Annotated in this window: 31 protein-coding genes; 28 read left to right on the plus strand and 3 right to left on the minus strand. The window is 60.0% G+C overall.

The window, feature by feature from the left end; all coding sequences use genetic code 11:
* The 23 genes from rplP to bfr all read left to right on the plus strand — a co-directional run bounded on the left by rplP (position 1) and on the right by bfr (position 14,068).
* On the plus strand, positions 1-414 hold the full coding sequence (gene rplP, locus GV002_RS02855) for a 50S ribosomal protein L16 (protein WP_003243901.1): 414 nt from the start codon (positions 1-3) through the stop codon (positions 412-414).
* Positions 414-605: a 50S ribosomal protein L29 gene (gene rpmC / locus GV002_RS02860; protein WP_003463299.1), complete on the plus strand. Its 192-nt coding sequence runs from the start codon at positions 414-416 to the stop codon at positions 603-605. The genes rplP and rpmC overlap by 1 nt, the downstream gene beginning before the upstream one ends.
* Positions 606-607: 2 nt before the next feature.
* The gene (gene rpsQ, locus GV002_RS02865; protein ID WP_026088453.1) at positions 608-874 is read left to right on the plus strand and encodes a 30S ribosomal protein S17; all 267 of its coding nucleotides are present in this window, start codon (positions 608-610) and stop codon (positions 872-874) included.
* A 23-nt stretch (positions 875-897) separates the two neighbouring features.
* Positions 898-1,266 carry a 50S ribosomal protein L14 gene (gene rplN, locus GV002_RS02870; RefSeq protein ID WP_003243907.1) on the plus strand — a complete coding sequence of 123 codons (369 nt, stop codon included), beginning with the start codon at positions 898-900 and terminating at the stop codon, positions 1,264-1,266.
* Positions 1,267-1,277: 11 nt separating this feature from the next.
* Positions 1,278-1,592: a 50S ribosomal protein L24 gene (rplX, locus tag GV002_RS02875; protein WP_017675615.1), complete on the plus strand. Its 315-nt coding sequence runs from the start codon at positions 1,278-1,280 to the stop codon at positions 1,590-1,592.
* Between the two features lie 19 nt (positions 1,593-1,611).
* Positions 1,612-2,151 carry a 50S ribosomal protein L5 gene (gene rplE / locus GV002_RS02880; RefSeq protein ID WP_017675614.1) on the plus strand — a complete coding sequence of 180 codons (540 nt, stop codon included), beginning with the start codon at positions 1,612-1,614 and terminating at the stop codon, positions 2,149-2,151.
* Between the two features lie 14 nt (positions 2,152-2,165).
* Positions 2,166-2,471 (plus strand): 30S ribosomal protein S14, encoded by a 306-nt coding sequence (rpsN, locus tag GV002_RS02885; protein WP_003463288.1) that lies wholly within the window; start codon positions 2,166-2,168, stop codon positions 2,469-2,471.
* 185 nt (positions 2,472-2,656) lie between these two features.
* A complete protein-coding gene (gene rpsH / locus GV002_RS02890) occupies positions 2,657-3,049 on the plus strand; it encodes a 30S ribosomal protein S8 (RefSeq protein WP_003243915.1) in 393 nt (130 codons plus the stop codon).
* 12 nt (positions 3,050-3,061) lie between these two features.
* Positions 3,062-3,595, plus strand: coding sequence for a 50S ribosomal protein L6 (gene rplF, locus GV002_RS02895; RefSeq protein WP_017675613.1), 534 nt, complete (start codon positions 3,062-3,064; stop codon positions 3,593-3,595).
* A gap of 11 nt (positions 3,596-3,606) precedes the next feature.
* Positions 3,607-3,957, plus strand: coding sequence for a 50S ribosomal protein L18 (gene rplR, locus GV002_RS02900; RefSeq protein ID WP_017675612.1), 351 nt, complete (start codon positions 3,607-3,609; stop codon positions 3,955-3,957).
* A gap of 3 nt (positions 3,958-3,960) precedes the next feature.
* Positions 3,961-4,461 (plus strand): 30S ribosomal protein S5, encoded by a 501-nt coding sequence (gene rpsE / locus GV002_RS02905; RefSeq protein WP_074918509.1) that lies wholly within the window; start codon positions 3,961-3,963, stop codon positions 4,459-4,461.
* A gap of 2 nt (positions 4,462-4,463) precedes the next feature.
* Positions 4,464-4,643: a 50S ribosomal protein L30 gene (gene rpmD / locus GV002_RS02910; RefSeq protein ID WP_003243922.1), complete on the plus strand. Its 180-nt coding sequence runs from the start codon at positions 4,464-4,466 to the stop codon at positions 4,641-4,643.
* A 2-nt stretch (positions 4,644-4,645) separates the two neighbouring features.
* A complete protein-coding gene (gene rplO, locus GV002_RS02915; RefSeq protein WP_017675610.1) occupies positions 4,646-5,077 on the plus strand; it encodes a 50S ribosomal protein L15 in 432 nt (143 codons plus the stop codon).
* A complete protein-coding gene (secY, locus tag GV002_RS02920) occupies positions 5,078-6,406 on the plus strand; it encodes a preprotein translocase subunit SecY (RefSeq protein WP_036999706.1) in 1,329 nt (442 codons plus the stop codon).
* A 28-nt stretch (positions 6,407-6,434) separates the two neighbouring features.
* Entirely contained in the window at positions 6,435-6,551 is a 117-nt protein-coding gene (rpmJ, locus tag GV002_RS02925; protein ID WP_002555468.1) for a 50S ribosomal protein L36, read from the plus strand.
* A gap of 133 nt (positions 6,552-6,684) precedes the next feature.
* Positions 6,685-7,041 (plus strand): 30S ribosomal protein S13, encoded by a 357-nt coding sequence (rpsM, locus tag GV002_RS02930; RefSeq protein WP_003463275.1) that lies wholly within the window; start codon positions 6,685-6,687, stop codon positions 7,039-7,041.
* Positions 7,042-7,071: 30 nt separating this feature from the next.
* Complete coding sequence (gene rpsK, locus GV002_RS02935; RefSeq protein ID WP_003243933.1) at positions 7,072-7,461, plus strand: 30S ribosomal protein S11; 390 nt, start codon at positions 7,072-7,074, stop codon at positions 7,459-7,461.
* Positions 7,462-7,478: 17 nt separating this feature from the next.
* Positions 7,479-8,099, plus strand: a complete 621-nt coding sequence (rpsD, locus tag GV002_RS02940) for a 30S ribosomal protein S4 (RefSeq protein ID WP_074682440.1) — start codon at positions 7,479-7,481, stop codon at positions 8,097-8,099.
* Between the two features lie 22 nt (positions 8,100-8,121).
* Positions 8,122-9,123, plus strand: a complete 1,002-nt coding sequence (rpoA, locus tag GV002_RS02945; protein WP_099526271.1) for a DNA-directed RNA polymerase subunit alpha — start codon at positions 8,122-8,124, stop codon at positions 9,121-9,123.
* A 44-nt stretch (positions 9,124-9,167) separates the two neighbouring features.
* Entirely contained in the window at positions 9,168-9,554 is a 387-nt protein-coding gene (gene rplQ / locus GV002_RS02950) for a 50S ribosomal protein L17 (RefSeq protein ID WP_003243945.1), read from the plus strand.
* A 199-nt stretch (positions 9,555-9,753) separates the two neighbouring features.
* Positions 9,754-11,133: a Na+/H+ antiporter NhaC family protein gene (locus GV002_RS02955; RefSeq protein ID WP_160016974.1), complete on the plus strand. Its 1,380-nt coding sequence runs from the start codon at positions 9,754-9,756 to the stop codon at positions 11,131-11,133.
* A gap of 184 nt (positions 11,134-11,317) precedes the next feature.
* On the plus strand, positions 11,318-13,468 hold the full coding sequence (katG, locus tag GV002_RS02960; RefSeq protein ID WP_160016975.1) for a catalase/peroxidase HPI: 2,151 nt from the start codon (positions 11,318-11,320) through the stop codon (positions 13,466-13,468).
* Positions 13,469-13,603: 135 nt separating this feature from the next.
* Positions 13,604-14,068 (plus strand): bacterioferritin, encoded by a 465-nt coding sequence (bfr, locus tag GV002_RS02965; RefSeq protein WP_160016976.1) that lies wholly within the window; start codon positions 13,604-13,606, stop codon positions 14,066-14,068.
* 107 nt (positions 14,069-14,175) lie between these two features.
* Here bfr and uvrA read toward each other — a convergent pair whose 3' ends face one another.
* The gene (uvrA, locus tag GV002_RS02970; RefSeq protein WP_160016977.1) at positions 14,176-17,010 is read right to left on the minus strand and encodes an excinuclease ABC subunit UvrA; all 2,835 of its coding nucleotides are present in this window, start codon (positions 17,008-17,010) and stop codon (positions 14,176-14,178) included.
* 276 nt (positions 17,011-17,286) lie between these two features.
* Here uvrA and GV002_RS02975 point away from each other — a divergent pair, with 276 nt between their 5' ends.
* Together GV002_RS02975 and GV002_RS02980 are read left to right on the plus strand one after the other, a co-directional pair.
* On the plus strand, positions 17,287-18,681 hold the full coding sequence (locus GV002_RS02975; protein WP_160016978.1) for an MFS transporter: 1,395 nt from the start codon (positions 17,287-17,289) through the stop codon (positions 18,679-18,681).
* 9 nt (positions 18,682-18,690) lie between these two features.
* Complete coding sequence (locus GV002_RS02980) at positions 18,691-19,182, plus strand: single-stranded DNA-binding protein (RefSeq protein ID WP_003463262.1); 492 nt, start codon at positions 18,691-18,693, stop codon at positions 19,180-19,182.
* 61 nt (positions 19,183-19,243) lie between these two features.
* Here the strand turns inward: GV002_RS02980 and gstA are convergent, their stop codons facing one another.
* Positions 19,244-19,849, minus strand: a complete 606-nt coding sequence (gstA, locus tag GV002_RS02985) for a glutathione transferase GstA (RefSeq protein WP_160016979.1) — start codon at positions 19,847-19,849, stop codon at positions 19,244-19,246.
* Positions 19,850-19,954: 105 nt separating this feature from the next.
* On the opposite strand from gstA, the gene GV002_RS02990 reads away from it, so the two are divergent.
* The 3 genes from GV002_RS02990 to GV002_RS03000 all read left to right on the plus strand — a co-directional run bounded on the left by GV002_RS02990 (position 19,955) and on the right by GV002_RS03000 (position 22,254).
* Positions 19,955-20,368: a winged helix-turn-helix transcriptional regulator gene (locus GV002_RS02990; protein WP_108233736.1), complete on the plus strand. Its 414-nt coding sequence runs from the start codon at positions 19,955-19,957 to the stop codon at positions 20,366-20,368.
* Positions 20,369-20,453: 85 nt separating this feature from the next.
* Positions 20,454-21,338, plus strand: a complete 885-nt coding sequence (locus GV002_RS02995) for a sugar nucleotide-binding protein (protein ID WP_074858069.1) — start codon at positions 20,454-20,456, stop codon at positions 21,336-21,338.
* On the plus strand, positions 21,331-22,254 hold the full coding sequence (locus GV002_RS03000) for an NAD-dependent epimerase/dehydratase family protein (RefSeq protein WP_074858072.1): 924 nt from the start codon (positions 21,331-21,333) through the stop codon (positions 22,252-22,254). The genes GV002_RS02995 and GV002_RS03000 overlap by 8 nt, the downstream gene beginning before the upstream one ends.
* A 247-nt stretch (positions 22,255-22,501) precedes the next feature.
* On the opposite strand, the gene GV002_RS03005 is transcribed toward GV002_RS03000, so the two are convergent.
* A complete protein-coding gene (locus GV002_RS03005; protein ID WP_074858075.1) occupies positions 22,502-23,194 on the minus strand; it encodes an OmpW/AlkL family protein in 693 nt (230 codons plus the stop codon).
* Positions 23,195-23,354: the final 160 nt, after the last annotated feature.

The raw sequence follows: 23,354 nt of genomic DNA on the forward strand, positions 1-23,354 counted from the left end.
ATGTTGCAACCAAAGCGTACGAAGTTCCGCAAGCAGATGACCGGCCACAACCGTGGTCTGGCTCAGCGCGGTAGCAAGGTCAGCTTCGGCGAGTTCGCGCTGAAGTCTGTAGCCCGCGGTCGTCTCACCGCCCGTCAGATCGAGTCCGCTCGTCGTGCTCTGACTCGTCACGTAAAACGTGGCGGCAAGATCTGGATTCGCGTATTCCCGGACAAGCCGGTTACCAAGAAGCCTCTCGAAGTGCGGATGGGTAAAGGTAAGGGTGGCGTCGAATATTGGGTAGCCCAGATCCAGCCAGGCAAAGTCCTGTACGAGATCGAAGGCGTTTCCGAAGAGCTGGCGCGTGAGGCTTTCGCCCTGGCTGCTGCAAAGCTGCCGCTCGCCACCACCTTTGTTAAGCGGACGGTGATGTGATGAAAGCGACCGAACTTCGTGAAAAAACCGCACAGCAACTGAACGAGCAATTGCTCGGTCTGCTGCGCGACCAGTTCAATCTGCGCATGCAGAAAGCAACTGGCCAGTTGGGGCAGTCTCACCTGCTCTCGCAAGTTAAGCGCGACATCGCTCGTGTGAAAACTGTGCTCAACCAGCAGGCAGGTAAGTGATCATGGCTGAAGCCGAAAAAACAGTCCGTACGCTGACCGGCCGTGTTGTCAGCGACAAGATGGACAAGACCATCACCGTTCTGATCGAGCGCCGTGTAAAGCACCCGATCTACGGTAAATACGTCAAGCGTTCGACCAAACTGCACGCTCACGACGAAACCAACCAGTGCAAGATCGGCGACAAGGTTTCCATTCGCGAAACCCGTCCGCAGTCCAAGACCAAGTCTTGGGCTCTGGTTGAAGTCGTCGAACGCGCAGTTGACGTCTAAGGGCTAGGGGTCGGAGAAATTTTATGATTCAGACTCAATCCATGCTCGATGTTGCTGACAACAGTGGTGCACGTCGCGTTATGTGCATCAAGGTGCTGGGCGGCTCTCATCGTCGCTACGCCGGCATCGGCGACATCATCAAGGTCACCGTCAAGGAAGCAATTCCGCGCGGCAAAGTGAAGAAAGGTCAGGTCATGACCGCAGTGGTTGTTCGCACCCGTCACGGCGTTCGTCGTGCCGACGGTTCGATCATCCGCTTCGACGGCAACGCTGCTGTTCTGCTGAACAACAAGCAAGAGCCGATCGGTACCCGTATCTTCGGGCCAGTGACCCGTGAACTGCGTTCCGAGAAGTTCATGAAGATCGTCTCGCTCGCCCCTGAAGTGCTTTAAGGAGATCCGACATGCAAAAGATTCGTCGTGACGACGAGATCATCGTGATCGCCGGCAAAGACAAAGGTAAGCGCGGTAAGGTGCTCAAGGTTCTCGCTGACGACCGTTTGGTCGTCGGTGGCATCAACCTGGTGAAGCGTCATACCAAGCCGAACCCGATGTCGGGCGTTCAAGGCGGTATCGTCGAGAAAGAAGCGCCTCTGCACGCTTCCAACGTTGCCATCTTCAACTCTGAAACCAACAAGGCTGACCGCGTTGGCTTCAAGACCGAAGACGGCAAGAAAATTCGTGTCTTCAAGTCCACCCAGAAGCCGGTTGGCGCTTGAGAATCCGTAGGTAAATACCATGGCACGACTGAAAGAGATTTACCGGAAGGAAATCGCGCCCAAGCTGAAGGAAGAACTGAAGCTGGCGAACGTGATGGAAGTTCCGCGCATCACCAAGATCACCCTGAACATGGGCCTGGGCGAAGCGATCGGTGACAAGAAGATCATCGAAAACGCTGTTGCCGACCTCGAGAAGATTACCGGTCAGAAAGTCGTTGTGACTCATGCCCGCAAGTCGATCGCAGGTTTCAAGGTTCGTGAAGGTTGGCCAATTGGCGTCAAGGTCACTCTGCGTCGCGAGCGTATGTACGAGTTCCTGGATCGTCTGCTGTCCATCTCCCTGCCGCGCGTGCGTGACTTCCGCGGCCTGAATGCCAAGTCCTTCGATGGCCGTGGCAACTACAGCATGGGCGTGAAAGAGCAGATCATCTTCCCGGAAATCGATTACGACAAAATCGATGCGCTGCGTGGTCTGGACATCACCCTGACTACCACTGCCCGTAACGATGATGAAGGCCGCGCTCTGCTGCGTGCTTTCAACTTCCCGTTCCGCAACTGATCGGAGTCTGGATAATGGCCAAGACAAGCATGAAGAACCGCGAGCTGAAGCGTCAGCAGACGGTTGCCAAGTACGCCAAGAAGCGTGCTGAGCTGAAAGCCACCATCGCTAATCCGAACACCAGTCCGGAAGCGCGTTGGGAAGCCCAGGTCGCACTGCAGAAGCAGCCGCGTGACGCCAGCGCCTCGCGCCTGCGTAACCGTTGCCGCATCACCGGCCGTCCGCACGGCGTTTACCGCAAGTTCGGTCTGTCGCGTAACAAACTGCGTGAAGCCGCTATGCGTGGCGACGTACCGGGTCTGGTGAAAGCCAGCTGGTAAGGTAAAAGCGAAGCCGGCCTAGTGCCGGCTTTGTCTTTTTATGAGCAAGCCCCTTTTGGGGCTTGATTCATTTTTGATCGGTCTCTAGAATGTCCGGCTCTCCTGAGCCTGGTATTTCCATGCCGAGCTTTTGGATGATCCCACAGCCCTCGGGCTGTTCTTTTTGTATCAGGAGCGTCTAGCCCATGAGTATGCAGGACCCGTTAGCGGACATGCTAACTCGTATCCGTAATGCCCAGATGGCTGAAAAGTCCGTCGTAAGCATGCCTTCTTCCACTCTGAAGGTAGCAGTAGCCAAAGTTCTGAAAGACGAAGGTTACATTGCGGGTTATGAAGTCAATGGTGAAGCCAAGCCACAACTGTCCATCGAGCTGAAGTACTTCGAAGGCCGTCCGGTCATCGAGGAAGTCAAGCGCGTGAGCCGTCCTGGCCTTCGTCAATACAAATCCGTCGATGACCTGCCGAAGGTTCGCGGCGGTCTCGGTGTTTCCATCGTCTCCACCAACAAAGGTGTGATGACGGATCGCGCTGCGCGCGCTGCCGGTGTCGGCGGCGAAGTGCTCTGCACCGTGTTCTAAGGGGGGATAAGCATGTCTCGCGTTGCTAAGAACCCCGTTGTGCTGCCTGCCGGTGTCGAGATCAAACTCGCCGGTCAGCAGCTCTCGGTTAAGGGTGCCAAGGGCGCTCTGGAACTGAACGTTCACTCGTCCGTTGAAGTGATCCAGGAAGGTAGCGAACTGCGTTTCGCTGCTCGTAATGGCGATCAGCAGAACCGCGCTATGGCCGGTACTACTCGCGCCCTGGTGAACAATATGGTCATCGGTGTCAGCCAAGGCTTCGAGCGTAAGCTGCAACTGGTCGGCGTGGGCTACAAAGCTCAAGCCAAAGGCCAGGTGCTGAACCTCGCACTGGGCTTCTCCCACCCGATCGACTACGAACTGCCGGAAGGCGTCGTGGCCGAAACCCCGAACCAGACCGAAATCCTGATCAAGGGTATCGACAAGCAACTGGTGGGTCAGGTGGCTGCGGAAATCCGTGACTTCCGTCGTCCTGAGCCCTACAAGGGCAAAGGCGTTCGTTACGCGGATGAAGTTGTCCGTCGTAAAGAAGCCAAGAAGAAGTAAGGGGCTGAGAAATGACCGACAAAAAAGTTACTCGTCTGCGTCGCGCTCGCAAAGCACGCTTGAAAATGCACGAGCTCGAAGCCGTGCGTCTGTGCGTGTACCGCTCTTCGCAGCACATCTATGCCCAGGTCATCTCGGCCGACGGCAGCAAGGTTCTGGCCAGCGCCTCTACCTTGGACAAAGCACTGCGTGATGGCGCCACCGGCAACGTCGACGCAGCCAAGAAAGTTGGTGCGCTGGTTGCTGAGCGTGCGAAAGCCGCTGGTGTGACCCAGGTGGCATTCGACCGTTCTGGCTTCAAGTACCACGGCCGCGTCAAGGCGCTGGCTGATGCTGCTCGTGAAGGCGGGCTGGAGTTCTAAGTTATGGCAAATAACGACCAAAAGCGCGACGAAGGCTACATCGAGAAGCTGGTTCAGGTTAACCGCGTTGCCAAGACCGTAAAGGGTGGCCGTATCTTCACTTTCACCGCGCTGACCGTGGTGGGTGATGGCAAGGGTCGCGTCGGTTTCGGCCGTGGCAAGTCCCGCGAAGTTCCGGCTGCTATCCAGAAAGCGATGGAAGCCGCTCGTCGCAACATGATCCAAGTTGATCTGAACGGCACCACTCTGCAGTACCCGATCAAATCCGCTCACGGCGCCTCCAAGGTGTTCATGCAGCCGGCTTCGGAAGGTACCGGTATCATCGCCGGCGGCGCTATGCGTGCCGTGCTGGAAGTGGCTGGTGTGCAGAACGTTCTGGCCAAGTGCTACGGCTCGACCAACCCGGTGAACGTGGTTCATGCCACTTTCAAGGGTCTGAAGACCATGCAGTCTCCAGCGTCCGTTGCGGCCAAGCGTGGCAAGAGCGTCGAGGAGATTCTCTAACCATGGCTAATACCGTCAAAGTGACTCTGATCAAGAGCACCAATGGCCGTCTGGCCAATCACAAAGCTTGCGTCAAGGGCCTGGGCCTGCGTCGCATCGGTCACACCGTAGAGGTTCTGGATACTCCGGAAAACCGCGGCATGATCAACAAGGCTTACTACCTGCTGAAGGTGGAGGGTTAATCATGCAACTGAACGATCTGCGTTCCGCGCCGGGTGCCCGTCGCGAGAAGCACCGTCCGGGCCGTGGCATCGGTAGCGGTCTGGGTAAGACTGGTGGCCGTGGCCACAAAGGTCAAACCTCCCGCTCCGGTGGCTCCATCGCTCCGGGCTTCGAGGGTGGTCAGCAGCCGCTGCACCGCCGTCTGCCGAAGTTCGGCTTCGTCTCCCTGAAGGCTATGGATCGCGCTGAAGTGCGTACTTCCGAGCTTAACAAGGTAGAGGGTGTTGTAACTCTGCAGGCTCTGAAGGATGCCAATCTGGTAGGCCATCACGTACAGCGTGTGAAAGTCATGCTGTCCGGTGAGGTTACCCGTGCGGTCACCCTGAAAGGTATCGCCGCCACCAAGGGTGCGCGTGCGGCTATCGAAGCAGCTGGCGGTAAGTTCGAGGACTAAATGGCTAAGCAAGGTGCTCTCTCAGCGCTGGCAGGTGGCGGGTTGTCCGAACTCTGGGCTCGTCTGCGTTTCCTGTTCCTGGCGATCATCGTCTACCGGATAGGTGCGCACATCCCGGTTCCTGGCATCAACCCAGACCGACTGGCGGATCTGTTCCGGCAGAATGAGGGGACCATTCTTAGCTTGTTCAACATGTTTTCCGGCGGCGCGCTGGAGCGGATGAGCATCTTTGCGCTGGGGATCATGCCGTACATTTCGGCATCGATCATCATGCAACTGATGACCGCCGTCAGCCCGCAGCTGGAGCAGTTGAAGAAGGAAGGTGAAGCTGGCCGTCGCAAGATCAGCCAGTACACCCGCTACGGCACTCTCGTCCTGGCGTTCGTTCAGGCCATCGGTATGTCCGTTGGTCTGGCTAGTCAGGGCGTAGCGTTCTCGGTCGATTTCGGCTTCCACTTCGTGGCGATCACCACTTTCGTGGCGGGCGCGATGTTCATGATGTGGCTGGGCGAGCAGATCACCGAGCGCGGTGTCGGCAACGGTATCTCGATGCTGATTTTTGCAGGCATCGTGGCCGGTCTGCCGTCGGCGATCGGGCAGTCTTTCGAGTCTGCTCGTCAGGGCGATATCAATATTTTCGCTCTGATCGCCATCGGCCTGCTGGCAGTAGCGATCATCGGTTTCGTGGTGTTCATTGAGCGTGGTCAGCGTCGCATTGCGGTGCACTACGCCAAGCGTCAGCAGGGCCGCAAGGTCTTCGCTGCGCAGACCAGCCACTTGCCGTTGAAGGTGAACATGGCGGGCGTAATCCCGGCCATTTTCGCCAGCAGCCTTCTGCTGTTCCCGGCCTCGCTGGGTGCCTGGTTTGGTCAGTCCGAGGGTTTGGGCTGGCTGCAGGACATTTCGCAGGCTATCGCTCCTGGTCAGCCGTTGAACATTCTGCTGTTTAGTGCAGGGATCATTTTCTTCTGCTTCTTCTACACAGCGCTGATGTTCAACCCGAAAGACGTAGCGGAAAACCTGAAGAAGTCCGGTGCCTTTATTCCGGGTATCCGTCCGGGTGAGCAGTCTGCACGCTATATCGATGGCGTTCTGACCCGCTTGACCATGTTCGGTGCTCTGTACATGACGGCCGTGTGCCTGTTGCCCCAGTTCCTGGTGGTTGCAGCCAACGTTCCGTTCTACCTTGGCGGGACCTCGTTGCTGATCGTGGTCGTGGTTGTAATGGACTTCATGTCCCAAGTGCAATCGCACCTCGTGTCTCACCAGTACGATTCCCTGATGAAGAAAGCCAACCTGAAGGGCTATGGCAGCGGCATGCTCCGCTGATCCACCCGTAAGGTTCGAGGAGTTGGTAATGAAAGTTCGTGCATCGGTGAAAAAGCTGTGCCGTAACTGCAAAATTATCCGTCGCGAAGGTGTCGTGCGGGTGATCTGCAGCGCAGAGCCGCGTCACAAGCAGCGCCAAGGCTGAGTGTGAACCACGCGTGATAAGCCCGGCAGCTAGTGCGCTGCCGGGTTGATTATTTGTTATTACAGCGTTAATATCTCGCGCCCTATTTCTTGGCTTCCGGGGCGTAGGTAGCTGTCAATTGGAGTTCCACTGAATGGCCCGTATTGCAGGCGTTAACATTCCGGATAACAAGCACACTGTTATCTCGCTGACCTACATCTTTGGTGTTGGTCGCACCACTGCACAGAAAATCTGTGCCGCTACCGGTGTAAATCCGGCTGCGAAAATCAAGGATCTGACTGACGAGCAGATCGAACAGCTGCGTGGCGAAGTAGCCAAGGTGAATACCGAAGGCGACCTGCGTCGTGAAGTGAATATGAAGATCAAGCGCTTGATGGATCTGGGTTGCTACCGTGGCCTGCGTCATCGTAAAGGTCTGCCGGTTCGCGGTCAGCGTACCAAGACCAACGCTCGCACCCGTAAGGGCCCGCGTAAGCCGATCCGCAAGTAATCGCATTCGCGAATCGACAGGAATTTAGTCATGGCAAAACCTGCTGCTCGTACTCGTAAAAAAGTCAAAAAGACAGTGGTTGATGGCATCGCCCACATCCACGCGTCTTTCAACAACACTATCGTGACCATTACCGACCGTCAGGGTAACGCCCTGTCCTGGGCTACCTCTGGTGGTTCGGGTTTCCGCGGCTCGCGTAAGTCGACTCCGTTCGCTGCCCAGATCGCCGCCGAGCGCGCTGGTCAGGCTGCACTGGAATACGGTCTGAAGAACCTCGACGTCAACGTCAAAGGTCCAGGCCCAGGTCGCGAATCCGCCGTGCGTGCTCTGAACGCCTGCGGCTACAAAATCGCCAGCATCACCGACGTGACGCCAATCCCGCACAACGGGTGCCGTCCGCCGAAGAAGCGTCGCGTGTAATCAGGAGACAGTGAGAAATGGCTCGTTACATTGGTCCCAAGTGCAAACTGTCTCGTCGTGAAGGCACCGATCTCTTTCTGAAGAGTGGTGTTCGCGCGCTTGAATCTAAGTGCAACATCGAAGCAGCCCCGGGTATCCACGGCCAGCGCCGTGGCCGTCAGTCCGACTACGGCACCCAGCTGCGTGAGAAGCAGAAAGTTCGTCGTATCTACGGCGTACTGGAGCGTCAATTCAGCGGTTACTACAAGCAAGCTGCCAGCCAGAAAGGCGCCACCGGCGAAAATCTGCTGCAACTGCTGGAGTGCCGTCTGGACAACGTGGTTTACCGTATGGGTTTTGGCGCTACTCGTGCCGAGTCCCGTCAGCTGGTTTCGCACAAAGCGATCAGCGTCAACGGTCAGACCGTAAACGTACCGTCCTACCAAGTTAAGGCTGGCGACGTCGTTGCTATTCGCGAGAAATCGCGCAATCAGCTGCGCATCGCTCAGGCTCTCGAGCTCTGCGCCCAGCGTGGCCGTGTTGAGTGGGTAGAAGTAGACGCCGAGAAGAAGTCTGGTGTGTTTAAGAACGTACCGGCTCGTGGCGATCTGTCCGCCGACATCAACGAGAGCCTGATTGTCGAGCTCTACTCCAAGTAAGGGCTAGAAAATAGGTGCATCCATGCAGATTTCGGTAAATGAGTTCCTGACCCCCCGTCACATCGATGTGCAGGAGGTCAGTTCGACCCGCGCCAAGATCACCCTCGAGCCCCTCGAGCGTGGCTTTGGCCATACCCTGGGCAACGCGCTGCGTCGCATCCTGTTGTCCTCCATGCCTGGCTGTGCAGTAGTCGAGGCCGAGATCGATGGCGTACTCCATGAGTACTCCGCGATCGAAGGTGTGCAGGAAGATGTAATCGAGATCCTGCTCAACCTGAAAGGTCTGGCTATCAAGCTGCACGGCCGTGACGAAGTGACCCTGACTCTGGCTAAGAAGGGCCCGGGCGTAGTTACCGCTGCCGATATTCAGCTGGATCACGATGTCGAAATCGTCAATGGCGACCACGTAATCGCCAACCTGGCCTCCAATGGCGCGCTGAACATGAAGCTCACCGTGGCTCGTGGTCGCGGCTATGAGCCGGCTGACGCGCGTCAGAGCGACGAAGATGAAAGCCGCAGCATTGGTCGCTTGCAGCTGGATGCTTCGTTCAGCCCTGTGCGTCGGGTTGCTTACGTGGTGGAAAACGCCCGTGTCGAGCAGCGTACTAACCTGGACAAACTGGTTATCGACCTGGAAACCAACGGTACTCTGGACCCTGAAGAGGCTATCCGTCGTGCCGCGACCATCCTGCAGCAGCAGCTGGCCGCGTTCGTCGACCTCAAAGGTGACAGTGAGCCAGTGGTGGTCGAGCAGGAAGACGAGATCGATCCGATCCTGCTGCGTCCTGTCGATGACCTGGAACTGACCGTACGTTCGGCCAACTGCCTCAAGGCAGAGAACATCTACTACATCGGTGACCTGATTCAGCGCACCGAAGTAGAGCTGCTCAAAACCCCGAACCTGGGCAAGAAATCCCTGACCGAAATCAAGGATGTTCTGGCTTCTCGCGGTCTGTCCCTCGGTATGCGCCTCGACAACTGGCCGCCGGCAAGTCTGAAGAAAGACGATAAGGCCACTGCCTGATCGTCATCATCACCGAACGAACAAGTTTGGTAAGGAATTGAACCATGCGTCATCGTAAAAGTGGCCGTCACCTCAGCCGCACCAGCGCTCACCGCAAGGCCATGTTCCAGAACATGGCGGTCTCGCTGTTCGAGCACGAGCTGATCAAAACTACCCTGCCGAAAGCCAAGGAACTGCGTCGCGTTGCCGAGCCGCTGATCACCCTGGCCAAGGAAGACAGCGTTGCCAACCGTCGTCTGGCCTTCGACCGTACCCGTTCGAAAGCCATCGTAGGCAAGCTGTTCAACGATCTGGGCAAGCGCTACGCCACCCGTAACGGCGGCTACCTGCGCATCCTCAAGTGCGGTTTCCGCGCTGGCGACAACGCTCCGATGGCTTACGTTGAACTGGTCGACCGTCCGGTCGGCGGTTCGGTAGAAGCTGCCGAGTAAGTTGCTGGTTGTACAAGAAACCGGGCCTCGTGCCCGGTTTTTTGTTGCCCGTGATTTGTCGAGCCGGAGGTGGCTAGTCAGTGGTGTGAATATTTTTCCGCACGTATTGTTTGATATTGTGTACGTCATGGGGCTCGGGTAAGGTGCGGCTGTCTCCGCTTCGCCGCTGTGCCGGCCCCAACAAGAACAATTGCTGATCATGTCCGAACCTACTGCTTTGAGTCTCATCCCTCCTGTCGTAGTCCTGACCCTCGCCATCTGGCTGCGTCGCCCCATCCTTGCCTTGCTGGTCGGTGCCTGCAGCGGTCTGTTGCTGCTCTCGCCCCAGGATGCGCTGGGTAGCTTCGCGGAAATCTCGCTGAAGGTGATGCAGGACGAAACCATCGGTTGGCTCATCCTGGTGTGCGGCAGCTTCGGTGCGTTGATCGCCCTGCTGGTGCGTACCGGTGGTGCCCTGGCCTTCGGTCGCAGCGCGCTGAAGCTGGCCAAGGGGCGTCGCTCCTCGCTGTTGATGACTTTCGTGCTCGGCGTGGTGATCTTCGTCGACGACTACCTCAATGCCTTGACGGTGGGCGAGACCATGAAACGCGTCACCGACCGTTTCAGTGTTTCGCGCGAAAAGCTGGCTTACGTGGTGGATTCCACCGCTGCACCGATCTGCGTACTGGTTCCGCTGTCCACCTGGGCGGTGTTCTTTGGCGGCCTGCTGGAGAACAATGGCATCGCCGAGAGTGGTCAGGGCATCAACGTCTATATCCAGGCTATTCCCTACATGCTCTACGCCTGGGCTGCGGTGCTGCTGGTGCTGCTGGTGGCTGCCGGGCTATTCCCGGATATCGGGCCGATGCGCAAGGCCGAGTTGCAGGCGCGCCACGGCTCCGCCGGTGCCATGCACGTTGGCGAGCTGAGCCCCGAGCACAATTACTCGATGAAATCACTGGAAGAGGAGTTCGAGGGGGCCGACAAGGAGGGGGGCAAGCTGCATAACTTCCTGGTGCCGCTGGCCATGCTGGTCGGCTTCACCGTGTATTTCGACATCGACGTGTGGATGGGCATGATCGCCACCATGTTGCTGACTCTGCCGTTCTATCTGGTACAGCGCTTGATGCCGCTGTCAGAGATGCTCGATCAGATGGTCGACGGCTTCAAGACGATGCTTCCGGCCATCGGCATCTGCGTGGCGGCTTTCGTCTTCAAGGATGTCTGCGATCAACTGATGCTGCCGCAGTACGTGGTCGAGACGCTCAAACCTTACATGACGCCGCAGATGCTGCCGGCCATGGTGTTCCTGTGCATGGCGGTGCTGTCGTTCGCCACTGGCTCGTCCTGGGGCATCTTCGCCGTGACCATCCCGATCGTCATGCCCCTGGCCTACGCCCTGGGTGCGGACATTCCATTGGTGATCGGTGCACTGATGTCGGCCGCCGCCTTTGGCAGTCAGGCCTGCTTCTACAGCGACTCCACTGTGCTGGCGGCACAGGGCTCGGGCTGCAACCTGATCAGCCATGCGATCACTCAGCTGCCTTATACGCTGGTCGCCGCCGCAGTGGCTTTTGTGGGCTTCATTATCGTCGCCTGAATCTCGTTGCTCATCCTTGGAAAAGCGGGCCCTGGTTGCCCGTTTTTTCATGGCGTGCTCGAAAGAAAATAACTATCGAGTCGTTATGCTTCATGAATTGGTTCGCTTGGCAAAGCGGGTCTAGGCTTGTCCCATCGTTGGTCGCACTTGCTGGGACCGACCCGATGAGGAGAAGGAGAGAACCATGTCGAACCAAGGTAAATGTCCGTTCAACCACGTCGCTGGTGGTGGCACGACCAACAAAGATTGGTGGCCCAACCAGCTGCGTGTGGATTTGCTCAATCAGCATTCCGACCGATCCAATCCGCTGGGTGAAACATTCAACTACGCCGAAGCTTTCAAGAAGCTCGATTACAAGGCGCTCAAAGCCGATCTGGTCAGGCTGATGACCGACAGCCAGGACTGGTGGCCCGCCGACTTCGGTCACTACGGGCCGCAGTTCATCCGCATGGCCTGGCACTCTGCCGGTACCTATCGCACCACCGATGGCCGCGGCGGCGGCGGCCGTGGCCAGCAGCGTTTCGCGCCGCTCAACTCCTGGCCGGACAACGTCAACATCGACAAGTCGCGTCGCCTGCTGTGGCCGATCAAGCAGAAGTATGGCCAGTCCATTTCCTGGGCCGACCTGTACATCCTCGCCGGTAACGTCGCGCTGGAATCCATGGGTTTCCGCACCTTCGGCTTTGGTGCCGGTCGCGAAGACGTATGGGAGCCGGATCAGGACGTCAACTGGGGCGCCGAAGTCGCCTGGCTGGGTGTCGATCCCAAGCGCGTCAATGATGAACGCGAGCTGACCGCACCCTTTGGCGCCACCCACATGGGTCTGATCTACGTGAACCCGGAAGGTCCCAATGCCAGCGGCGACTACATGCTGGCGGCCAAAGACATTCGCGCCACCTTCTATCGCATGGCGATGGACGACGAGGAAATCGTCGCCTTGATCGCTGGCGGCCACACCTTTGGCAAGGCACACGGCGCAGCGCCGGAGTCGCACAAGGGACCGGAGCCCGAGGCCGGACCTATCGAAGCCCAGGGCCTGGGCTGGACCAGCAACTTCGGCAGTGGCTTCGGCAAGGACACGGTTTCCAGTGGCCTGGAAGTGACCTGGACGAAGACGCCGGCACTGTGGAGCAACAACTTCTTCGAGAACCTGTTCAAGTTCGAATGGGAGCTGACCAAGTCGCCAGCCGGCGCAAAGCAGTGGGTAGCCAAGGATGCGCCGGAGATCATCCCGGACGCGCACGTGCCGGGCAAATTCCACAAGCCGACCATGCTCACCACCGACCTGACCCTGCGCTTCGATCCGGAGTTCGGCAAGATCTCCAAGCATTTCTATGAAGATCCGCAGGCCTTCGCCGATGCTTTCGCGCGTGCCTGGTACAAGCTGACCCACCGCGACATGGGGCCGAAAGCCCGTTACCTGGGCCCGGAAGTGCCGAAAGAGGACCTGATCTGGCAAGACCCGCTGCCTGCTGCCACCCACAACCCGAGCGCTGCCGATATTGCCGATCTGAAAGCGAAGATCGCCGCTTCCGGGCTGTCGGTTGGTGATCTGGTGTCCGTGGCCTGGGCTTCGGCCTCGACCTTCCGCGGTGGCGACAAGCGCGGTGGTGCCAACGGTGCGCGCCTGGCGCTGGCACCGCAGAAGGATTGGGCCGCCAACCAGCGGGCGATCAAGGTGCTGCCGAAACTGGTGGAAATCCAGCAGGCATCCGGCAAGGCCTCCCTGGCTGACGTGATCGTGCTGGCCGGTAATGTCGGTGTCGAGTTGGCTGCCAAGGCTGCCGGTGTGACGGTAGACGTACCCTTCGCGCCGGGGCGTGTCGATGCGCGCCAGGATCAGACCGATGTCGACTCCTTCGATGTACTGGAGTCTGCTGCCGATGGTTTCCGCAACTACAGTAAAGGCAGCCTGGGTGTGCCCACCGAGGCGATGCTGGTGGACAAGGCGCAGTTGCTGACGCTGACCGCACCGGAGATGACTGCACTGGTCGGTGGTCTGCGTGTGCTGGGTGCCAACCACGACGGCAGTCAGCATGGCGTGTTCACCGACAAGGTCGGCGTGCTGTCCAATGACTTCTTCGTCAACCTGCTGGATATGGGCACCGTATGGAAGGCCGCCGATGACAGCAACGAAGTCTTCGAAGGGCGTACACGCAAGGATGGCCAGGTGAAGTACACCGCCACCCGCAACGACCTGGTGTTCGGCTCCAACTCGGTGCTGCGCGCCTACGCCGAGGTCTATGCCAGTGCCGACGGCAAGGAGAAGCTGGTCAAGGACTTCGTTGCCGCCTGGACCAAGGTGATGAACCTGGATCGTTTCGATCTGGCCTGAGCCTGAGTGGCGCACCGGTGGTGCGTCAGTAAACCGCAACGCCTCCCTCGTGGAGGCGTTGTGCTTTTGCTTGACCGAACCGGGCCTCAGGCGGAGCATTGCCCTCTGCTCACGAACGCAACAAGGATTGCCGGCATGAAAGGCCATACCGAAGTCATCGACTATCTCAAGCATCTGCTCAAGGGCGAGTTGGCCGCGCGCGACCAGTACTTCATCCATTCGCGGCTGTATGAGGATTGGGGCTTCAGCAAACTCTACGAGCGCATCAACCACGAGATGGAAGAGGAAACCCAGCACGCCGATGCCCTGCTCAAGCGCATCATCTTTCTTGAGGGCGTGCCGGACATGGCACCCAACCCCTTCAAGTACGGGCAGACCGTGCCCGAAGCGCTGAAGCTGGATCTGGCCCTGGAATACGAAGTACGCGCTGCCCTGAGCAAGGGCATCGAGCTGTGCGAGAAACACCAGGATTATCAGACCCGCGACATCCTCCTGGTCCAGCTCAAGGATACCGAGGAAGACCACGCCTACTGGCTGGAGATTCAGCTGCAACTGATCGACAAACTGGGGCTGGAGAAGTACCTGCAGAGCCAGATGTAATGTAGGGTGCGCCGTGCGCACCGATACTTAGGCTGAGGTGCGCGCGGTGCACCCTACGGTGGGTTGTCCATCATGAAAGAGCCCCGCATGTGCGGGGCTCTTTCGTGTCAGGCGCGGTCGCGTTCCAGCAATGGCTTGAGGAAGTGCCCGGTATGCGATGCCGGGTTGTCGGCCACGTCTTCCGGTGTGCCGGTGGCTATGATCATGCCACCCTTGGAACCGCCCTCAGGGCCAAGATCCACCAACCAGTCAGCGGTCTTGATCACGTCCAGGTTGTGCTCGATCACCACCACGGTGTTGCCGTGGTCGCGCAGACGGTGCAGCACATCCAGCAGTTGCTGGATGTCCGCGAAGTGCAGGCCGGTGGTCGGTTCGTCGAGGATGTACAGGGTCTTGCCGGTATCGCGTTTGCTCAGCTCGCGACTCAGCTTGACCCGCTGCGCCTCGCCGCCGGACAGGGTGGTCGCGCTCTGGCCCAGCTTGATATAGGACAGGCCGACGTCCATCAGCGTCTGCAGCTTGCGGGCGATGGCCGGTACAGCGTCGAAGAAGGTGCGGGCCTCCTCGATGGTCATGTCCAGCACTTCGGTGATGCTCTTGCCCTTGTACTTCACTTCCAGGGTTTCGCGGTTATAGCGCTTGCCCTTGCACACGTCGCACGGCACGTAGATGTCCGGCAGGAAGTGCATCTCCACCTTGATCACGCCGTCGCCCTGGCACGCTTCGCAGCGCCCGCCCTTGACGTTGAAGGAAAAGCGGCCGGGGCCGTAGCCGCGCGAGCGCGATTCCGGCACGCCAGCGAACAGCTCGCGAATCGGTGTGAACAGGCCGGTATAGGTGGCCGGGTTGGAACGCGGCGTGCGGCCGATCGGGCTCTGGTCGATGTCGACCACCTTGTCCAGGTGCTGCAGGCCGTCGAAGGAATCGTGCGGCGCCGCTTCCAGGGTGGTCGCACCGTTCAGTGCCGTGGCGGTCAGCGGGAACAGGGTGTTGTTGATCAGCGTCGACTTGCCCGAGCCGGACACGCCGGTGACGCAGGTAAGCAGACCTACCGGAATCTCAAGATCGACATTGCGCAGGTTGTTGCCTCGTGCGCCCTTGAGCTTGAGCAATTTCTTTTTGTCGCGCGGGGTGCGCTGCGCTGGATAGCGGATCTTCTCGCGGCCGGACAGGTATTTGCCGGTCAGCGAGTCGGGGTGATTCATCACCTCGTCCGGCGTGCCTTCGGCCACGATGCGTCCGCCGTGTACGCCAGCGCCCGGTCCGATATCGACCACGTAATCGGCCATGCGGATGGCGTCTTCGTCGTGTTCGACCACGATCACCGTATTGCCCAGGTTGCGCAGATGGTTGAGGGTGCCCAGCAGGCGTTCGTTGTCACGCTGGTGCAGGCCGATGGATGGCTCATCGAGGATGTACATCACGCCCACCAAGCCGGCACCGATCTGGCTGGCCAGGCGGATACGCTGCGCTTCGCCGCCGGACAGGGTGTCGGCGCTGCGATCCAGGGTCAGGTAGTCGAGGCCGACATTGACCAGGAACTGCAGGCGTTCGCGGATTTCCTTGAGGATCTTCTCGGCGATCTCGCCGCGACGGCCGGTCAGGTGCAGGTTGGCGACGTAATCGCAGGCGTCACCGACCGGCAGGCCGGTCACTGCCGGCAGGGTCTTCTCGCCGACCCACACATGTCGCGCCTCGCGGCGCAGGCGCGTGCCACGGCAATCGGGGCAGGGCTGGGTGCTGAGGAACTTGGCCAGCTCCTCGCGCACGCTGGCCGACTCGGTCTCGCGGTAGCGCCGTTCGAGATTGGGGATGATGCCCTCGAAGGGGTGCGAGCGTTTGACGATGTCGCCGCGGTCGTTGAGGTACTTGAAATCGACACTCTGCGAACCGCTGCCGAACAGAATGACTTTCTGGTGTTCGGCGGCCAGCTCGTCGAAGGGCTCTTCAAGGCTGAAGCCGTAGTGCGCGGCCAGCGAACCGAGCATCTGGAAGTAGTAGACATTGCGCCGATCCCAGCCGCGTATGGCGCCTTCGGCCAGGGTCAGTTCGCCATTGACCAGGCGCTTGACGTCGAAGAACTGCTTCACGCCCAGGCCATCGCAGGTCGGACAGGCACCGGCCGGGTTGTTGAAGGAGAACAGCTTGGGTTCCAGCTCGCTGATCGAGTGGCCGCAATGCGGGCAGGCGAAGCGCGCGGAGAAGATGATCTCTTCGCCCGGCTCATCATCCATGGGGGCGATCAGGGCGATACCGTCGGCCAGGCCGAGCGCGGTTTCGAAGGACTCGGCCAGGCGTTGCTGCAGGTCTTCACGGACCTTGAAACGGTCCACCACCACGTCGATGGAGTGCTTCTTCTGCTTATCCAGCTTGGGCAGCTCGTCCAGTTCGAACAGCTTGCCGTTGACCCGTGCGCGGACGAAACCCTGGGCGCGCAGCTCCTCGAATACCGACAGGTGTTCGCCCTTGCGCTCGCGGATCACCGGCGCCAGCAGCATCAGCTTGCGGCCTTCCGGCAGGGTCAGCACCTGGTCGACCATCTGGCTGACGGTCTGCGTTTCGAGTGGCACATCGTGATCCGGGCAGCGCGGAATGCCGGCGCGGGCATAGAGCAGGCGCAGGTAGTCGTAGATTTCGGTGATGGTACCGACGGTCGAGCGCGGGTTGTGCGAGGTGGATTTCTGTTCGATGGAAATCGCCGGTGACAGGCCTTCGATGGTGTCGACATCGGGCTTTTCCATCATCGACAGAAACTGCCGGGCATAAGCCGACAGCGACTCGACGTAACGGCGCTGGCCTTCCGCGTAAAGGGTATCGAAAGCCAGAGAGGACTTGCCGGAGCCGGACAGACCGGTGATCACGATCAGTTTGTCGCGCGGCAGGGTCAGGTCGATGTTCTTCAGGTTGTGGGTACGGGCCCCACGAATCAGAATATTGTCCACTTAGGGAACCTCTAAAAGCTATCTGCGTTGCAAGCGCTGCGTTGAAAGCCGGCTCAGAATGCTCATTTACAGCTCGTAAGCTGCGCTTCTTCGCCTACTTTCGCCTTGCGCTAGCTGCCTCGCTAACGCTTTTACAGGCTCCCTACAACGGCCTCGCTGGGCGGGCGGAAAACGGTCGAGTATAGGGCCTGGCGCTACCCTGCGGCAAAGTGTGCGCCTGTGCCGAAACGACGACGGCTGCTAGAATCGCCGGCTGATTTCCTCAGGGTTTATTCGATGCACGATCCGCACAGCGAGCGCATGAGTAGTAGCGAGACCCGCGCGGCCGGCGGCCTGGCTATGGTGTTCGCGTTTCGTATGCTGGGTATGTTCATGGTGCTGCCGGTGCTGGCCACCTACGGCATGGATCTGGCGGGCAGCACGCCTGCGCTGATCGGCCTGGCCATCGGTGCCTATGGCCTGACCCAGGCTGTGCTGCAAATTCCCTTCGGCATGCTCAGTGACCGTATTGGCCGGCGCCCGGTGATCTACGCCGGCTTGCTGATTTTTGCTGCAGGCAGCGTGCTGGCGGCCAATGCCGATTCGATCTGGGGCGTGATCGCCGGGCGTGTGCTGCAGGGCGCCGGTGCGATTTCTGCAGCGGTAATGGCGCTGTTGTCGGATCTGACCCGTGAGCAGCATCGCACCAAGGCCATGGCCATGATCGGCATGAGCATTGGCCTGTCGTTCGCCGTGGCCATGGTCGTTGGTCCGCTGCTGACTCGCGCCTTCGGCCTGTCCGGTCTGTTCTGGGCGACGGCGGCGATGGCGTTGCTCGGCATTCTGATCGTCGCCGGCATCGTGCCGAAAGACGCTGGCCCGCTGCAGCATCGTGAATCAGGCGTGGCGGCGCAGGCGCTGTGGCCGACCCTCAGGCACACCGACCTGCTGCGTCTGGACTTCGCCATCCTGGCTCTGCATGCGGTGCTCATGGCCAGTTTCGTCGCCTTGCCGCTGGCGCTGGTGGAGCAGGGCGGGTTGGTCAAGGAAGAGCACTGGTGGGTGTATCTCACCGCGCTGTTGATCGGTTTCTTCGGCATGGTGCCGTTCATCATCTATGGCGAGAAAAAGCGCCAGATGAAGCGCGTGCTGCTCGGTGCCGTCAGCGTGTTGTTGGCTTGCGAGCTCTACTTCGCCTTCTTCGGCAGCAGCCTGCGGGCGCTGGTACTGGGTATCGTGGTGTTCTTCACCGCCTTCAACCTGCTCGAAGCCTCGCTGCCGTCACTGGTCAGCAAGGTGGCGCCGGCAGGCGGCAAGGGCACTGCGATGGGCGTCTATTCCACCAGCCAGTTCCTCGGCGCAGCCCTGGGCGGCATTCTCGGCGGCTGGCTTTACCAGCACATAGGCCTGAGCAGTGTGTTCATCGGCTGCGCCGCGCTCTGTGCAATTTGGCTGGCTATTGCTGTTACTATGCGCGAACCGCCGTACGTGACCAGTTTGCGCCTGCCGCTCGATGCCGCGGCACTGGCCGATGTCGGACTGGTCGAACGCCTCAAGGCAACGCCGGGAGTGGCGGACGCCGTGGTGGTGGTCGACGAAGCGGCCATCTATATCAAAGTCGATACCCAACAAGTGGATCGCACGACGCTGGAAAGCCTGATCATATCGGCACCGGCGGCGTGCCGAGTCTAGGAGAACGTTATGGCCCGTGGGGTTAACAAAGTCATTCTGGTCGGTACCTGCGGCCAGGACCCGGAAACACGCTACCTGCCCAGCGGCAACGCGGTCACCAACCTGAGCCTGGCCACCAGCGAGCAGTGGACCGACAAGCAGACCGGGCAGAAGGTCGAGAAGACCGAATGGCACCGCGTCGCCCTGTTCGGCAAGGTCGCCGAGATCGCCGGCGAGTACCTGCGCAAGGGTTCGCAGGTGTACATCGAAGGCAAGCTGCAGACCCGCGAGTGGGAAAAGGACGGCATCAAGCGCTACACCACCGAGATCATCGTCGACATGCAGGGCACCATGCAGCTGCTGGGCGGTCGTCCGAGCGGTGATGAAGGCGGCGCTCCGCGTCAATCGCGTCCGGCCCCGCAGCGCGAGCCGCAGCAGGCCCCGCGTCAGGAGCGTCCTGCGCCGCAGCAGGCTCAGCCAGCGCCTGACTACGACAGCTTTGATGACGATATCCCGTTCTGACGCGTGATACCGAGCTGATACGAAAACCCCGAGGCTAACCTCGGGGTTTTTCTTTAAGGCCTCAGATCAGGCCTTCTGCCTTGAGCGCCTCGATCACTTTCGGGCGTGCAGCGATGCGCGCACGGTAGGCCTGCAAGCTTGGCCACGGCTCGAGTGAGAATCCGACCGGAGCGGCCCAACCCAGTACGGTGAACAGATAGCCATCGGCTACGGTGAAATGCTCACCCAGCAGGTATTCGCGCTCCCCCATCTCCATCACGAGCCAGTTCAGACGCTTGCTCAGCAGCGTCTTTGCTGCGGCTTTCCAGTCTTCGCTCTGGGTCGGATTGAACAGGCTGCCCATCGGTTTGTGCAGTTCTGTGGAGATGAAGCTCAGCCAGCTCTGCAACTGGTAGCGCGCTTCGCTGCCATTGGCTGGCGCCAGGCCGCTTTCAGGCTTGAGGTCGGCGATGTACTGCGCGATAGCCGCTCCTTCGGTCAGTACCTTGCCGTTGTCCAGTACCAGGGCGGGGATATAACCCTTGGCGTTGATCTGGGTGAAATCGGCGCCCGACTCGGTGCGCTTGGTTTGAAGGTCAACCGCTTCCATCTCGAATTCGATACCGGCTTCGCGCAGGGCGATGTGTGGCGAGAGTGAGCAGGCGCCGGCTTTGTAGTAAAGCTTCATGCGAGATTCCTTGTGTTCATGGGTGGAGGGTGGGCGCGAAAGAGCTTACTCTTTGCTTTCTTTTGAGCAAGTACCCACCTACTGGTAAGTATTGGAGTCACTGCGATGCCCGATGACGTCCGCCTCGGCAATGTATTCAGTGGCGTTTGCCCAGCGCGCCATGTGCTCGCAGTGATCGCTGACAAGTGGTCGCTGCTGCTGATCCACGCGCTGGCGCATGGCGGCACCTTGCGCACCGCCGAGTTGCGTCGGCGTGTCGAGGGCATCTCGGAGAAGATGCTGATTCAGACGATTCGCCGCCTGGAGCGCTTTGGTCTAGTCGCACGCCAGGCCTACGCCGAGGTGCCACCTCGCGTGGAGTACTCGTTGACGCCGCTGGGGCATTCGCTCAGCGAGCCGATTCGCGCCATCGACCACTGGGTGGAGCGCAATGTCGCCGAGATCGCCCGGGCGCAGCAAGCCTTCGATCAAGCCGGAGAACCTGCTACCGATCCACTGCAGCGCGTGATTGCAGGGTGACGACACCGGGTAAAACCAGCAGAATATCGGCCATCATCGCCGCCACACCGGCTGGCAGAACAATTCTGGAGTCACCCGAGCCACCATGCGAATGCGCCTGATGCTGCTGGGCGGCGGTAGCGCCCTGGGGCAAGCGCTGATCCGTCTTGGCGCCGAGGAAGATATCGGCTTCCTCGCGCCACGCCCGCCGGAAGACGGTTGGGACGCCGCCAGTCTGACCGAACTGCTCGACGAGACCCGCCCGGATGCACTGATCAACCTGGCCTACTACTTCGACTGGTTCCAGGCCGAGTCGGTGGTTGAGTCGCGCCTGCATACGCAGGAGCGCGCGGTGGAGCGTCTGGCAGAGCTGTGCCAGCACCATTCCATCGTGTTACTTCAGCCGTCCAGCTATCGGGTCTTCGATGGTTCGCGGGTTACTGCTTACAGTGAAAAGGAAGAGCCGATCCCCCTCGGGCTGCGTGGCCAGGCGTTATGGCGTCTGGAGCAGAGCGTGCGAGCGATCTGTCCGCGTCATGTGCTGCTGCGCTTTGGCTGGCTGCTCGATGACAGTCGTGAGGGGCTACTGGGGCGCTTTCTGCTGCGCGCCGAGCGCGACGATGCCCTCTATCTCGCCGATGACCGGCGCGGTAACCCGACGCCGGTGGACGATGCCGCGCGGGTGATTCTGGCGGTGCTCAAGCAGCTCGATTGCGAGTCGCCCCTGTGGGGCACCTATCACTACGGAGGCCATGAAGCGAGTACGTCGCTGAGCCTGGGGCAGGCGGTACTGAGTGAGGCGCGTCACTATCGCAGCAATCTGGTCGAGGATGTCGCGCCGCAAGCGCACGCCGCTCGTCCGGATGCAGTCGATGAGCCGCAGCACGCCGTGCTGGCCTGCAAGAAGATTCTTCACACCTTCGGCATCAAGCCGCGCGCTTGGCGCTCTGCTCTGCCGAGCTTACTGGATCGTTACTATCGCCATGGCTGAATTTCTCGTAACGGGTGGTGCGGGCTTTATCGGTTCAAACCTGGTCGACGCCTTGCTGGCCGCTGGGCACGGAGTGCGCGTGCTGGACAATCTGTCCATGGGCAAGCGCAGCAACCTGCCGCTGGACAACCCGCGTTTGCGCTTCATCGAGGGCGACGTCGCCGATGCCGAGGTGGTCGCGCAGGCGGTCGCTGGTTGCGCAGGTGTGGCGCATCTGGCAGCGGTAGCGTCGGTGCAGGCTTCGGTGGATGATCCGGTGTCCACGCACCAGAGCAATTTCATCGGCACCCTGAATGTCTGCGAGGCCATGCGCCAGCATGGCGTGCGACGCGTGGTCTATGCCTCCAGCGCGGCCATCTATGGCAACAACGGCGAGGGCGTAGCCATCGACGAAGCGACCGCCAAGGCGCCGCTGACGCCCTATGCGGCCGACAAGCTGGCCGGCGAGCACTACCTGGATTTCTACCGCCGCCAGCATGCTCTGGAGCCGGCGGTGTTTCGTTTCTTCAATATCTTCGGGCCGCGCCAGGATCCATCATCGCCGTACTCCGGGGTGATCAGCATCTTCACCCAGCGCGCGCAGCAGGGGCTGCCGATCAGCGTCTTCGGTGATGGTGAGCAGACTCGCGATTTCTTTTATGTCGGTGATCTGGTCGTGCTGTTGATGCAGGGCTTGCTCAGCGAGCAGGTGGTGAGTGATCCGCTCAATGTGGGGTGGAGCCAGGCGGTAAGCCTCAATCAATTGCTGGCTGAGATCGGCGTGCTTTGCGGCGGTTTGCCGCCGGTGACGCACTTACCGGCACGCGCTGGCGATATTCGCCATTCGCGTGCTGACAATGCGCGCTTGCAGGCTCACTACCGCATGCCAGAGCAGACGCCGCTGCGTGAAGGATTGCGCCAACTGCTCGGGCTGTAAGCTGCCGGAAACGTGAGGCGCCGCGACGGTTAGATCCCGTGGTTGTGCCGTTCCGTATGCGCTGTGCGCGGCGAAAAATGCGCCTTCATCGGTGCGCGCGGCGCACCCTACGCATAGCCGGGCTATCGGCGTGCTATCCGGAGCACGCACCGTAGGGTGCGCCGTGCGCACCAAAGGTAGCTCGGGCTGCGCATCGGGGAAATGAAAAAGCCGGCATCTGCCGGCTTCTTCATTTCTGCGAGGGCTGTCAGAACTTGTAGCCCAGGCCGACCATGTAGATGAGGGGGTCGACGTCCACGTCGACCTTGGCCCGTACGCCAAGCGCAGTGTTGTCGACGTAAGCGGTGGTGTCGATATCGATATAGCGCACCTGTGCGTTGATCATCAGGCTGTCGGTCAGCATGTAGTCGGCGCCTACCTGCCAGGCGAGACCCCAGGAGTTCTTGGCGCGGAAGTTGTTGAAGCCATTGGCGCTGGCAGCGCTGCCGACGTGCTCGTCGAAGATCCAGGTGTAGTTGATACCGGCGCCAACATAGGGCTGGAAGGCCGACTTGGCGTCCAGCGGGTAGTACACCAGGCTCAGGGTCGGTGGCAGGTGCTTGAGCGAGCCCAGCTTGCCATTGGCTGCATCGAGGACGGTGCCTTTGATCTTCACATCGTGTTCGAACGGCGTTGCCGCCAGCAACTCGATGCCCAGATTGTCGGTGAGCATGTAGGCGAAGTTCAGACCCAGCTGAGTATCACTGTTCAGGGTTGCCTTGCCGCCCAGGTCGGTGCCGGCGAGACCGCCACGATCGACCTTGACGCTGGACGAGTCGGCCTCCGGATTGACAGTTATAGCGCCTGCACGGATGAGGATGTCGCCAGCCTGGTGGGCTTGGGCGACGGGGGCGGCGATGGCCAGGGCCAGCAGCGAGGCAGTGAACAGTGATTTGTACATAGCGAGCTCCAGTTCGAGTCGGTTGTGTCTTTGGCTGAAATCAATGCTAAGCCAAGCAACAATCCACTTTTTGACCTGGCTCAATAGATCGGCGCGCTCTGTTGCGGTGTTTTGTCCATTGCTTCGAATGCGTCTGTAGATGATAATGTTTCTCTTTTTG

This window comes from Pseudomonas sp. 8O (assembly GCF_902506495.1).
Taxonomy (GTDB): domain Bacteria; phylum Pseudomonadota; class Gammaproteobacteria; order Pseudomonadales; family Pseudomonadaceae; genus Aquipseudomonas; species Aquipseudomonas chaetocerotis.

Excerpts from the sequence above, each read along its gene's own strand:
- rplP (WP_003243901.1), top strand. The coding sequence starts at position 1 with ATGTTGCAACCAAAGCGTACGAAGTTCCGCAAGCAGATGACCGGCCAC.
- rpmC (WP_003463299.1), top strand. The coding sequence starts at position 414 with ATGAAAGCGACCGAACTTCGTGAAAAAACCGCACAGCAACTGAACGAG.
- rpsQ (WP_026088453.1), top strand. The coding sequence starts at position 608 with ATGGCTGAAGCCGAAAAAACAGTCCGTACGCTGACCGGCCGTGTTGTC.
- rplN (WP_003243907.1), top strand. The coding sequence starts at position 898 with ATGATTCAGACTCAATCCATGCTCGATGTTGCTGACAACAGTGGTGCA.
- rplX (WP_017675615.1), top strand. The coding sequence starts at position 1,278 with ATGCAAAAGATTCGTCGTGACGACGAGATCATCGTGATCGCCGGCAAA.
- rplE (WP_017675614.1), top strand. The coding sequence starts at position 1,612 with ATGGCACGACTGAAAGAGATTTACCGGAAGGAAATCGCGCCCAAGCTG.
- rpsN (WP_003463288.1), top strand. The coding sequence starts at position 2,166 with ATGGCCAAGACAAGCATGAAGAACCGCGAGCTGAAGCGTCAGCAGACG.
- rpsH (WP_003243915.1), top strand. The coding sequence starts at position 2,657 with ATGAGTATGCAGGACCCGTTAGCGGACATGCTAACTCGTATCCGTAAT.
- rplF (WP_017675613.1), top strand. The coding sequence starts at position 3,062 with ATGTCTCGCGTTGCTAAGAACCCCGTTGTGCTGCCTGCCGGTGTCGAG.
- rplR (WP_017675612.1), top strand. The coding sequence starts at position 3,607 with ATGACCGACAAAAAAGTTACTCGTCTGCGTCGCGCTCGCAAAGCACGC.
- rpsE (WP_074918509.1), top strand. The coding sequence starts at position 3,961 with ATGGCAAATAACGACCAAAAGCGCGACGAAGGCTACATCGAGAAGCTG.
- rpmD (WP_003243922.1), top strand. The coding sequence starts at position 4,464 with ATGGCTAATACCGTCAAAGTGACTCTGATCAAGAGCACCAATGGCCGT.
- rplO (WP_017675610.1), top strand. The coding sequence starts at position 4,646 with ATGCAACTGAACGATCTGCGTTCCGCGCCGGGTGCCCGTCGCGAGAAG.
- secY (WP_036999706.1), top strand. The coding sequence starts at position 5,078 with ATGGCTAAGCAAGGTGCTCTCTCAGCGCTGGCAGGTGGCGGGTTGTCC.
- rpmJ (WP_002555468.1), top strand. The coding sequence starts at position 6,435 with ATGAAAGTTCGTGCATCGGTGAAAAAGCTGTGCCGTAACTGCAAAATT.
- rpsM (WP_003463275.1), top strand. The coding sequence starts at position 6,685 with ATGGCCCGTATTGCAGGCGTTAACATTCCGGATAACAAGCACACTGTT.
- rpsK (WP_003243933.1), top strand. The coding sequence starts at position 7,072 with ATGGCAAAACCTGCTGCTCGTACTCGTAAAAAAGTCAAAAAGACAGTG.
- rpsD (WP_074682440.1), top strand. The coding sequence starts at position 7,479 with ATGGCTCGTTACATTGGTCCCAAGTGCAAACTGTCTCGTCGTGAAGGC.
- rpoA (WP_099526271.1), top strand. The coding sequence starts at position 8,122 with ATGCAGATTTCGGTAAATGAGTTCCTGACCCCCCGTCACATCGATGTG.
- rplQ (WP_003243945.1), top strand. The coding sequence starts at position 9,168 with ATGCGTCATCGTAAAAGTGGCCGTCACCTCAGCCGCACCAGCGCTCAC.
- GV002_RS02955 (WP_160016974.1), top strand. The coding sequence starts at position 9,754 with ATGTCCGAACCTACTGCTTTGAGTCTCATCCCTCCTGTCGTAGTCCTG.
- katG (WP_160016975.1), top strand. The coding sequence starts at position 11,318 with ATGTCGAACCAAGGTAAATGTCCGTTCAACCACGTCGCTGGTGGTGGC.
- bfr (WP_160016976.1), top strand. The coding sequence starts at position 13,604 with ATGAAAGGCCATACCGAAGTCATCGACTATCTCAAGCATCTGCTCAAG.
- GV002_RS02975 (WP_160016978.1), top strand. The coding sequence starts at position 17,287 with ATGCACGATCCGCACAGCGAGCGCATGAGTAGTAGCGAGACCCGCGCG.
- GV002_RS02980 (WP_003463262.1), top strand. The coding sequence starts at position 18,691 with ATGGCCCGTGGGGTTAACAAAGTCATTCTGGTCGGTACCTGCGGCCAG.
- gstA (WP_160016979.1), bottom strand. The coding sequence starts at position 19,849 with ATGAAGCTTTACTACAAAGCCGGCGCCTGCTCACTCTCGCCACACATC.
- GV002_RS02990 (WP_108233736.1), top strand. The coding sequence starts at position 19,955 with ATGCCCGATGACGTCCGCCTCGGCAATGTATTCAGTGGCGTTTGCCCA.
- GV002_RS02995 (WP_074858069.1), top strand. The coding sequence starts at position 20,454 with ATGCGAATGCGCCTGATGCTGCTGGGCGGCGGTAGCGCCCTGGGGCAA.
- GV002_RS03000 (WP_074858072.1), top strand. The coding sequence starts at position 21,331 with ATGGCTGAATTTCTCGTAACGGGTGGTGCGGGCTTTATCGGTTCAAAC.
- GV002_RS03005 (WP_074858075.1), bottom strand. The coding sequence starts at position 23,194 with ATGTACAAATCACTGTTCACTGCCTCGCTGCTGGCCCTGGCCATCGCC.